The 10,295-nt window shown below is 34.1% G+C and carries 7 protein-coding genes; 2 read left to right on the top strand and 5 right to left on the bottom strand.

The features are described from left to right. Positions 1-234: 234 nt before the first annotated feature. The 4 genes from VB796_RS22800 to VB796_RS22785 form a co-directional block, all read right to left on the bottom strand. Positions 235-1,188, bottom strand: coding sequence for a hypothetical protein (locus VB796_RS22800; protein WP_323348904.1), 954 nt, complete (start codon positions 1,186-1,188; stop codon positions 235-237). A gap of 9 nt (positions 1,189-1,197) precedes the next feature. Next, entirely contained in the window at positions 1,198-2,103 is a 906-nt protein-coding gene (locus tag VB796_RS22795) for a ParA family protein (RefSeq protein ID WP_323348903.1), read from the bottom strand. A gap of 214 nt (positions 2,104-2,317) precedes the next feature. Continuing rightward, a complete protein-coding gene (locus VB796_RS22790) occupies positions 2,318-3,328 on the bottom strand; it encodes a replication initiation protein (RefSeq protein ID WP_323348902.1) in 1,011 nt (336 codons plus the stop codon). A 1,068-nt stretch (positions 3,329-4,396) separates the two neighbouring features. Then, positions 4,397-4,816: a helix-turn-helix domain-containing protein gene (locus tag VB796_RS22785; protein WP_323348906.1), complete on the bottom strand. Its 420-nt coding sequence runs from the start codon at positions 4,814-4,816 to the stop codon at positions 4,397-4,399. Between the two features lie 126 nt (positions 4,817-4,942). On the opposite strand from VB796_RS22785, the gene VB796_RS22780 reads away from it, so the two are divergent. Then, the gene (locus VB796_RS22780; RefSeq protein ID WP_323348901.1) at positions 4,943-5,743 is read left to right on the top strand and encodes an SDR family NAD(P)-dependent oxidoreductase; all 801 of its coding nucleotides are present in this window, start codon (positions 4,943-4,945) and stop codon (positions 5,741-5,743) included. Between the two features lie 244 nt (positions 5,744-5,987). After that, entirely contained in the window at positions 5,988-6,992 is a 1,005-nt protein-coding gene (locus tag VB796_RS22775; protein WP_323348900.1) for an NADP-dependent oxidoreductase, read from the top strand. 331 nt (positions 6,993-7,323) lie between these two features. Here VB796_RS22775 and VB796_RS22770 read toward each other — a convergent pair whose 3' ends face one another. Continuing rightward, the gene (locus VB796_RS22770) at positions 7,324-10,236 is read right to left on the bottom strand and encodes a zinc-dependent metalloprotease (RefSeq protein WP_323348899.1); all 2,913 of its coding nucleotides are present in this window, start codon (positions 10,234-10,236) and stop codon (positions 7,324-7,326) included. Positions 10,237-10,295 lie beyond the last annotated feature (59 nt).

Raw genomic sequence — 10,295 nt, 5'->3', positions numbered from 1 at the left:
CCTCACCCCCAGCCCCTCTCCGATGGAGAGGGGAGCATTCTTCCGCTTTTCTCTCCCCTCTCCATCGGAGAGGGGTCGGGGGTGAGGTTTTGCATTAATAAGTATATAAGTCCGTTTAGATTTAATAACTTTTGTAAAGTTCAGTAATACGCTTGTTGAGCAGTTGATAGAAGAGGTAGATTTTGGATATTTCTTTTAATAGATAGGGAATGCTCAATGTTTAAATCTAAAATTTTATATTTCTTTTATTAAGCCTAAAATTTGGGCTTGGTAAATCGAAACCGAATCTTCAAAAGCATCATCAATTAGTGTATCAGCGGGAAAATTTCTTAAATCTTTCCAAATATCAACTAATCCATTTTCAAGTAAAAATTTTCCCCGAATTGAGACAGTGATGTCTAAATATTGAGCATTTTTTATTTTTGCTCTTACAGATTCTGCTTTACTTTGCTTCGTTGTTACTTCAATTTCTTTGGGATTGATATAAGTGGTTATGGCTTCTACGGTTTCAATTTTTTCAACCACACCAATTTTGCCAAGTTCTTCAAGGTCTTTTTTAGAAACTTTCACTTTCCCATTTAAAAACTCTCTTTTTAATTCTGGAGATAAACTTTCTACTCCTTTCGAAAATTCTGCATCTCTTCTGATTGTTTTTTCGTTGATTCCGTATTGCTGGGCTAATTTTTGAGAAGTTTTTAGGGAAGTCCCCGTACTTGAAAAATTATCCGTTTTTTCTATTTTTTTTTCTTGATTATACTTTAAACCTCGATAATAGGCAATCTCATTGGGTGACATATTTCGTCTTCCCAATTGCAAGTCAATCATCCACGAAATCACATCATCAAGTGTTTGAAATTTCATGATGCTCACGGCAAAAGGTATATTATTTTCAGAACAAATTTTATAGCGATTATGCCCGTCGATGAGGACAAATTGTTCTTCATTTGTGAGGGCATTAGCGTTGACTACTTTTTGAGTCGTTTGCCAAATTTTCAAACTATCTTGACATCCATTGGCAATAATATTGTTTTTAAGTTGTTCAATTTCATCATTTTCCAAAGGTCTAATTAAATCTTTCAGAATTGGTAGTATGATAATATTTTTTTTGATTCCTTCGTCACTTAATAAATTATTTGTAACAGTTGTCTTCGCTTTTGCCTGAATTATATCTCTAATATCTCTTTTCATGATTAAGTTTTAGTTTAGTATTTCATCAATTAATTCGTCATAAGCTACTGCTACAACTGATTTACTTTTGAAATTAAAAAGCTGTTCTTTCATCGCCTGTGCCTTCGATACATCTACATTCTTCTTTATTTCAGTATCAAAAACTTTTACATTGGCATAAGTCTCTCTCACAAATTTTTTAAAACCCTCATGCACCATATTTTTTTCAACCATCGTAAATAAGATACCTTCAATTGCTACATTTTTTCCACTATATTTTCCAATATCGCTAACGACTTTAAATATGGTATCTAATCCTACTACGGCACTGGATTCTGGCTGTACGGTTACTAAACAGCTATGACTTGCATTAATGGCATTTTGAGTGAGTAATCCTAAACTTGGAGGACAATCAATCAAAACAAAATCATAATTTTCAATTAAGGTTATATTTAACGCTGCACTTAGACGATGCTGATTTGAGATTGCTGTTAAAAGTTCTGATTCTATTTTTTGTAATTTTAAATCAGATGGAACGATGAATAAATTTTCATTGACTTGTACTTGATTTAAAATTATATCTATCTCAAGCATTGAATCTGCCACTTGACCATTTTCTGTACAAACTTCAAATATTTGAGATAAATTTCCCTGTGAGTCCATATCGACCATTAAGACTTTTAAGCCTCGCCGAGCCATTGCTTCACCCAAAACGGCCGTAGTTGTTGTTTTGCCAACACCGCCCTTATTATTAACAATTGAGATTATTTTTGCTTTATTGGGTAAATTTCCAAAACCATAACTATTTAGAATGGGAAGTAATTTTTGCCAATTTTTATCAGACAAATCTTTTTTATCCGATAAGGCAATTGATAATGCTCTCCCTTTTATGCCTGCTTCTTTTTCAAGACCAGATACATTTAGTGAGGATTTCATTTTTAAGAATTTCTCAATTTTCTCAATATTCATTTTTGTAAGTATTTTTAATAGTAACAAATATACAGTTTTCTTATACAATTTTGTATATTTTATTTGTATATTTATACAAATATGTATTACATTTTCCAAGTGGACATATTGTCCACTTGGAAAATGTAATACATATACAAATGAATAAAATGGTCAGATTTTGTTCTATTTATGAGATGCCTTACTTTTTGTTGTTGACAATCCCTAAGCAGGTGAGTATATAGGCCGTTTTGTTTTTGACCTTTGGATACATTCCATTTTCAAATTCAATATGAAGGGTAACAAATTTGTCAATTAAATCTTTTCTACTCAAAATTTCACTTCGGTGTTTTTCTTTCAGATTATAGTTTTTGAGAAGAATTTCATGCAAATGTTCGAATACCAATTTAGGATTAACTTGTACAGCTTGTACAAATTCACTTTTATCTGCATTGACAGAATCAAATATCGTACTGATGTTAAACTCTAAATGCGTAACATTCCGTTGTTTATTTCCGTAGTGTTTGTATTCAAATTTAACTGGCGACTTTGGAGTTGTATTAATTTCATCCATCGCTGTATTTAACACTTTTCGTTTAAAATCTTTTAAATTCTGATATGTTCCTTCTGGAACATTTAAAAGTTTACGAAGTTCAGCAATGGAATAAATAAATGAGTATCTATTTTGTCCAATGTGGCTTTTTAATAATTTATAGAGTAAAGTGGAGTATGTATGTTTAAAGTTTAAAACAGTAATGAAATCATATTTTGCATATTTATTCCCCAAAATCAAATATTCCGAAATCTCAGGATTAGATTTAAAGACTAAGTAGCCACTTTGTTTGTAGTTATAACTAATTTCAGAAAATATCGGTAAATGTCTGAACTCTATTTCAGGGTGGTTAACGTCGTACAATGTCATTTTCTTCTCTGACATTTTCGCAGTTGTTTCCTTAATTTGCTCGACTGTCATGAATTGTTTTACAAAAGCGATGGGAATTTTAATCATTAAGCCTTTTTCACGGTCGATTTTTTCATAGTTAATTTGATTCACAAACATTTCATACATTTTCTGCTCAATTCTTGTAAAATCAATTTGACTGATAATTAGTTTTTGAGGTAAATAGTTATGACTTCTATGTTCAATATATTCCTGCTCCAAATATTCATTTGGCTCAAGAATAATCTGATTATCTAAATTTGGTGAAAACATTTTCTTACAATTTGATTATCAATGGATATTGTTAACAAATATAAATATTTTTTCATAAAAAAGTCCCCTTACGGCTAAAAAAAGTCCCCTTACGGCGGAAATTTTCATAAAAAAGTCCCCTTACGGCTAAAAAAAGTCCCCTTACGGATTGTAATCTATTGATTATCAGTAGGTTAGGAAGCCCCTAAATCATCAAATTTTTATTGATAAATCTAAAAATTCATGAAAAATTACTAAAAATAAAAGTATTTTACCCTTTGCTTGCTAATAAAATCATGTACTTGACGCTCAAAAAATAGATTAACATCTTAAAAGATAATAAACTCCTTAATGAAAATTAAATAGTAGGCAATTCTAAAAAAAGTCCCCTTAGCATAATAAGTAATTGATAATCAATGTATTAATATCTACATTGATGAATGAATCGGGTAAAATATGTGCGGCTAAATACTATAATTACACCTTTTTAAGGCTCTTAGGCTTCAATTTAAGATTTTATCGGGCGATAATCCTAAAAAAAGTCCCCTTAAAGGTTTAATTTTGATTTTTTGGGTAATAAAATGATTGTATTTTATTTATAACTATATGATTATCAATAAGTTATAAATGTTTATTGAATGGATTTTCCTATCTATTATTAAACTAAAAAAAGTCCCCTTACCTTATTTCAGAGGGTTATTGATAGACTTTTGTCATAAAATCAAAAATAGATATACCTTGATTATCAGGTCATTACGAATAGTTAATCCAACAGTCTACAAAAATATAGAAACTAATTCGGAAATATTTAAGGGGACTTTTTTCCAAGTGGACATTATGTCCACTTGGAAAAGTATCATACTTTTAAGCTTATGAAAATACGGATTAATAAAAAAAGCTAAATATTTAACCCGACAAAATTTTATTTCAGATTCAATTCTTGATGTTAAAAAAGTAAAATAGACCTGATATATGATTTAGAAACAGGTACTTTCTCAAGATGCCCAAACGCTCTTTTTGGGAAAGCAGTTACTTTTGTAAAAATATCACGTTGGACAATTTATTACCGAAGAGCAAAATTATTGACTTTTACACGATACTTTTCTCTTCCTCCAGTTGCTTTTTCAATTGCTCCGTAATGGTTTTTATGGCTGTTTCTTTGTTTTTCTTGGCATCATTTACCATTTCCTTTAACTCTTCGGGAATGGTGAAATACTTTTCTGCCCAAAGGTGAATTTCAAATAAAATTGGTAATAAATCAATTCCTTTGTGAGTAAGCCGATACAAAACTTTTGCTTTGCTATCAGGGTGTTCTCGCTTTTCAATAATCTTATTTTCTTCCAGAGCTTGCAGTCTTGCGGCTAATATATTAGTGGCGATTCCTTCCGCCGATTTCAAAAAATCTCCATAAGTTGACTTTTGATGAAGCATTAAATCTCTGACAATCAGCAAAGACCACTTGTCACCAAATATTTCAAGAGAACAACTTATTGGGCATTCTGACCTCATTTTTGACATTTTACGATAATATTTTAAAATTTATTGAAATAATTACTTGCATTTTGAAAGTGATTCGTACATTTGCACTTGCAATTTGCAAGTAAAATTACGTGTTAAATTTCAATACCGATAAAAATGAGCAAAAATATTTTAGTAACTGGTGCAAGTTCTGGCTTTGGTTTACTTATCGCCAACGACCTACACAAAAAGGGTTACAATATCATAGGAACAAGTCGCAATCCTGAAAAATATGCGTCAAAGGTACCATTCAAAATGATAGCCTTAGACCTTGATTCAGACCAATCTATAACTACTTTGCCTGATAGGATTTTTAAAGAAATAGGTCAGTTAGATATACTTATAAACAATGCAGGCTTTTTAGTAAATGGTATTGCAGAAGAAATACCGATAGAGTTGGGCAGAAAACAATTTGAAACTAACTTTTGGGGAACTATCAAGGTTACCAATGCCATTTTGCCCTATTTTAGAAAACAAAAATCGGGTAAAATAATCACGATTGGTTCAATTACAGGGCTGGTTGCTTTTCCGAGTACAGCTTATTATGCCGCTTCCAAACACGCTTTAGAAGGGTATTACAAAGCATTACGCTTTGAATTAACTGAGTTTAATATTCGTGTGGCAATGATTGAACCAGGTTCATTCAAAACAAATATTATGGAAAACTCATCAACAACCTTAAACAGAATTGAGGATTACAATTCATTAAGAAATAAAAGTGAAAAATACGCCGATTTCATAGTAGAACAAGGTGAAGACCCTGCAATAGTTGCCGAAAAGGTGCTTAAAGTGGTTGAAACTGATAAACCTGAATTTAGAAATCTGGTTGGGAAAGGTTTATCCGTTTTGATTCTTTTACAACATTTTGCTTATGGTATTTTGGAAAAAATGATTCTAAAACAATTGAATAATACTTAAAATGAAAAATGTTTTTGCTAATAATGACAACAATGAATGTTCAATGTAGAAAGAATTCTTATGATACTGTTTCTACTTAATTTGTAGAAGCTAATAGGATTAAATTCGCTCACCGTTCTTATGGCATAGCGTTTTCGAATGCTGAACTCGTAGTAATTTACCCAAATTCAGGACATCGTGGAATATTTCATTACCACGGAGAGTTTTAAAAAATACCATTTTTAATTAAATCAATTTCAAAAAAATGAAAGCATTCATCGTAAAAAGCTACGGCAAAAAAGAAAAACTACTTCTCACTGATTGGGCCGAACCAACCGTAAATGAAAATGATGTTTTGATTGAAATCCATTCAGCAGGTGTTAATTTATTAGATTCTCTTATTAGAAATGGGGAGTTTAAATTGTTCTTACCCTACAAACCACCATTTGTAAACGGACATGATGTTGCTGGAGTTATCACTAAAATAGGGTCAAAAGTTAGAAAGTTTAACGTTGGTGATGAAGTGTATGCTCGTGTATCTGATTACAGGATTGGTACGTTTGCCGAATACATTTCTGTTGATGAAAATGATGTGGCATTCAAACCCAAAAATCTTTCTATGGAAGAAGCTGGCTCTATTCCTTTGGTTGGTTTAACTTCTTGGCAAGCATTGGTTGAAATTGCGAATGTAAAAAAAGGGCAAAAGGTTTTTATTCAAGCAGGCTCGGGTGGGGTAGGCACTTTTGCCATTCAGTTGGCAAAATATTTAGGTGCTTTTGTTGCTACAACCACAAGTGCTTCTAATATTGAGTTAGTAAAAAGCCTTGGTGCGGATTTGGTGATTGATTACAAAACACAAGATTTTTCTGAAATATTAAAAGACTATGATATGGTGCTACATAGCAACCGTGAAAAAAAAGTTTTAGAGCAATCATTGGGTATCTTGAAAAAAGGTGGGCAGCTTATTTCTTTAGTAGGTCCGCCCACTCCAGAGTTTGCAGAAAAAATTGGCTTACCTTGGTATTTGAAATTTGTTACCAAACTTTTAAGTTCGAGTGCCAAGAAAAAAGCTGAGAAACTTGGCGTGAAATTTCAATTTCTATTCATGAGAGCCGAAGGAAAGCAATTAAATGAAATAACAAAATTAATTGAGGCAGGTATCATTAAACCAGTTATTGACAAAGTATTTCCATTTGAACAAACGAATGAAGCACTTACTTACGTTGAAACAGGTCGGTCGAGAGGAAAAATCATTATTAAGGTTAGGTAGCTTTTCTTTTATGAGTTTCTGTGATATTCTGAGAAAATAAATCGCTTACGAGTGGTATAAATGATGCTTGCATTAAGTGAAGGAATCAAAAAATGGTTCATTAGTATATGAAAGACAAGCATTTTAAGTAGGGTAGGGTTGGGATTTTGTATTAGAATTTAGTGCCGTAATTTACTGATTATTAGTTGGTTATAAAGTTAATCAGAAGCGTTACAGACCCAATAATTAAATACAAACCCCTACTTACATCGTTTTTGTGACTACCATAAATTTAACATTCATCCGTATATTTTGAGTAACCAAATCGAAAAGACTTACTTCTTACTCATCTTTAGTGGCATCCCCCAATTTCGGCTCTAAAAATACTTCCATCAGTAGCATTAAAACCACTATTCGCATCAGTTGGTAAAAGCGTGATGGAATTGGCTGCTTGATAAATTACGTTTATCCCCGAATTGATTGCCTGCGTGGAAACAATACTTTGAATAGCTTGCTGTATTCCCGATGTAGCAATGCCTGATAGGTCTGAAGTAAGAGGACATGGAGGAGTAATATCTATTTGTCTAAAATTACTACTAATCACTCCACAGATAGAATTGTTGCTAACATTGTTCTGAAACGTCATGAAATTAGTATTGATATAATTGTTCAACACAAGATTCTCTACGTGAGAAAAAATATACAATTTGTAGCTTCCTACTGGATAGGTACTCAAATTGGTACTGTCCGAAAAACTGACAATATTATTCGTTGTATTATTCACAATTAAGTATTTGAAAGCGGTGTTTTGAGGTTCAGTGTATCTGACTTCACCACTCACCGTGTTGGTGATGCCGAGTGTATAAGTGCCTGTATTACTGCCATTTCCAGATAGTACCAATATATATGTAACGTTCGGAACAAGACTAACCACCATAGGATTGACAAGCGTAAAAGAAGTACCATTACTACTGCTGGCATTTGAAGCTAACCAGTTGGCACATAAATTCAGAACGTCATAGTTGTTTTGGTATAGATTCATTATTCTACTACCACTGGTCAATGACCCTGCGGTGTAAGAAAACGTATAGTTTCCTGCGACAGACACCCTAATCGAATATTGGTCGTACTGCGGTGTATTGGCAGAAAGTGGTGTACAAACAGTAGTCGTTGGGTTACGAGCCACTAAGGTAGTTATGGGGTCGTTTGAGCCGATTGCACCTGTAATAGTATTTGCCAATCCAAAAAGGGGAGAACTGTTGGTCAAATTTAGAGCTGCGGTATTGACTGTTCCTGAAACTGCTGTACTTGGGCTAATTGTACTGATAGTTTCTTTTACGCAGGTATTAGTAATGGTTATATTACGGTCGTTGATGTCGAAAAATATATTGCCAATTCCCTCAATTTTTACTCTACCTGTCGTGGTAATATTGTTCGGAATTGGTATTAATTCCGAACCATCATTGGGTGTCGATTCCAACAATATAATCGGAAAAGTTGCTCCACCATCGGTCGAAAACGTGACTTTTACATGATGGCAATTTATTGGAGTTTGATTCGTAGCTGAAACGTCCCAAGTGAGTAAAATACTACTTGTGCCGTCATAAACCCAAGTTGTAGGGTTATTGAAAGAACTCACTTTGAATGGCTCTGAATTGGTTACGGTGATGTTGATAGACGCATTGTGTACGCCCCCGCCCAAAGCATTATTATCTCTGCCCGTAAGTCTCATGCTAATAGTTCGGGCAACTCGTGGCAATGCTTCATCATTATTGGGTAAATTTTTATTATTTCGGACGGTATTCATGTTAGGGAAGAATCGAACATTACCCGTAGCATTAGGTGCGAGACTTCTGAAAATCGGTGAATCTGTGGCGTTTCGTGCATCGTCTGATGCTCCACGAGTAGTACCTAAATTATACTGTTCCCAGTTGTACAAAATTGTTTGTCCTTCAGCATCCGTCCCGCTCCCTTCCAACATAAAGGGTGTATTTTTGGGAATAATCAAGGTTTTAGTATGAGGGTTTGGATTGATAACTGGCGGAGTATTTCCTGTACTGGTGTTGACACTACACGTTCCAGAATTGATACTATAATTGATAATACTTTGTAAACTGTTGGTATTGAAATAAGTACGATTACTCCCCGAGGCATTAGATATATTATCAGGGGAACAATTCCCTGCATACGACATATACGTTGAACCACTACCAGGTTCGTAAGCCGACCCCGTCATGATATTACCATTACAGCTTGACGACACACTGTTGAAAGTATGCCCAGCACTGAACTGATGACCTACCTCATGAATAAAAGTATTAAATGATGTTGTAGTAGAGCCACTCCAAGCCCCTGCTTTGACAGGACTTGGGTAAGAACTACTAAGATTACTATCACGACACGGCCCATTCAGATAAGCAACGCCCCCTCCAGACGCATGGTGCAGTACGTGTCCAATATTATAGTTTGTCAAAGCAAAATTAGTTGGTTCTGACGTTATTAATCCTCCAAAAACTTCAGCAGCTTTTAGGGCATCCGAGCCATTGAAAGGGTCGGTGGTGGCATCTGTATAAAACTTAGTAGCAACCAAAGTAAAGCTTACGGAAGCCTCTTTTTCATAAACAGCCTTCAGTGAATTTACGATACTTACTACCGCAGTTTGGGCAGATGTTGCATTCCCGCCATTATTGGTGTAAAATTCGCCCGTAGTAACAATTGCGATGCGATATGTGCGTAACGTAGAACCGTTATTATACGTTTGGACAGAGTTCTCTGCATTAATTTTATCAGACAACCCGATATGTTCTGTTCCAATTTTACATTCCTCTTCGCCAAATAAATTATTTTGATAAAGTACCTCATGTTCGTTTGGAAGATTACCCTTAGGAGCAATTACCACATTCCCTGTCACATCGAAAATCAAACCATACACACCACTGGGGGACACTGTGATAAGTCCATTTGCTGCTTCACCAAAAACTCGATAAGTCTTAATATCAGAATATTGTTTGGCAAGTCCACTTTCCATCAAAGGCGACTCTAATACCACAAAAGATTTATGGGTACCGTCGGGTAAGGGCAATGATATGGAGATACCTGCGGTAGTAGCTTGTTGTTGAGCAACGGTGAAACTCATTTCAAGTGGTGCTGCCTTCAGCGTGTTTCTAATCTCCGCAACATTAATTTGAGCAATATGTGGAAGGTTCTGAGCAGAAACCTTAAAAAATATAAGAAAAAAGAGTTGTGAGAGGATGATTTTTTTCATCTAAAGAGAGAAATAAAGTCAGTTTTGGTATGTTAAAAATGGATACAAAAGTACTCATT

It is taken from the genome of Arcicella sp. LKC2W, from assembly GCF_034931005.1.
In the GTDB taxonomy this organism is placed as follows: Bacteria; Bacteroidota; Bacteroidia; order Cytophagales; family Spirosomataceae; genus Arcicella.
Note: the sequence above shows the minus strand (reverse complement) of the source record. Positions and strands in the feature narration are given on the sequence as shown.

Coding starts and splice junctions, on each gene's coding strand:
- VB796_RS22800 (WP_323348904.1), bottom strand. CDS start 1,188: ATGAAAAGAGATATTAGAGATATAATTCAGGCAAAAGCGAAGACAACT.
- VB796_RS22795 (WP_323348903.1), bottom strand. CDS start 2,103: ATGAAATCCTCACTAAATGTATCTGGTCTTGAAAAAGAAGCAGGCATA.
- VB796_RS22790 (WP_323348902.1), bottom strand. CDS start 3,328: ATGTTTTCACCAAATTTAGATAATCAGATTATTCTTGAGCCAAATGAA.
- VB796_RS22785 (WP_323348906.1), bottom strand. CDS start 4,816: ATGAGGTCAGAATGCCCAATAAGTTGTTCTCTTGAAATATTTGGTGAC.
- VB796_RS22780 (WP_323348901.1), top strand. CDS start 4,943: ATGAGCAAAAATATTTTAGTAACTGGTGCAAGTTCTGGCTTTGGTTTA.
- VB796_RS22775 (WP_323348900.1), top strand. CDS start 5,988: ATGAAAGCATTCATCGTAAAAAGCTACGGCAAAAAAGAAAAACTACTT.
- VB796_RS22770 (WP_323348899.1), bottom strand. CDS start 10,236: ATGAAAAAAATCATCCTCTCACAACTCTTTTTTCTTATATTTTTTAAG.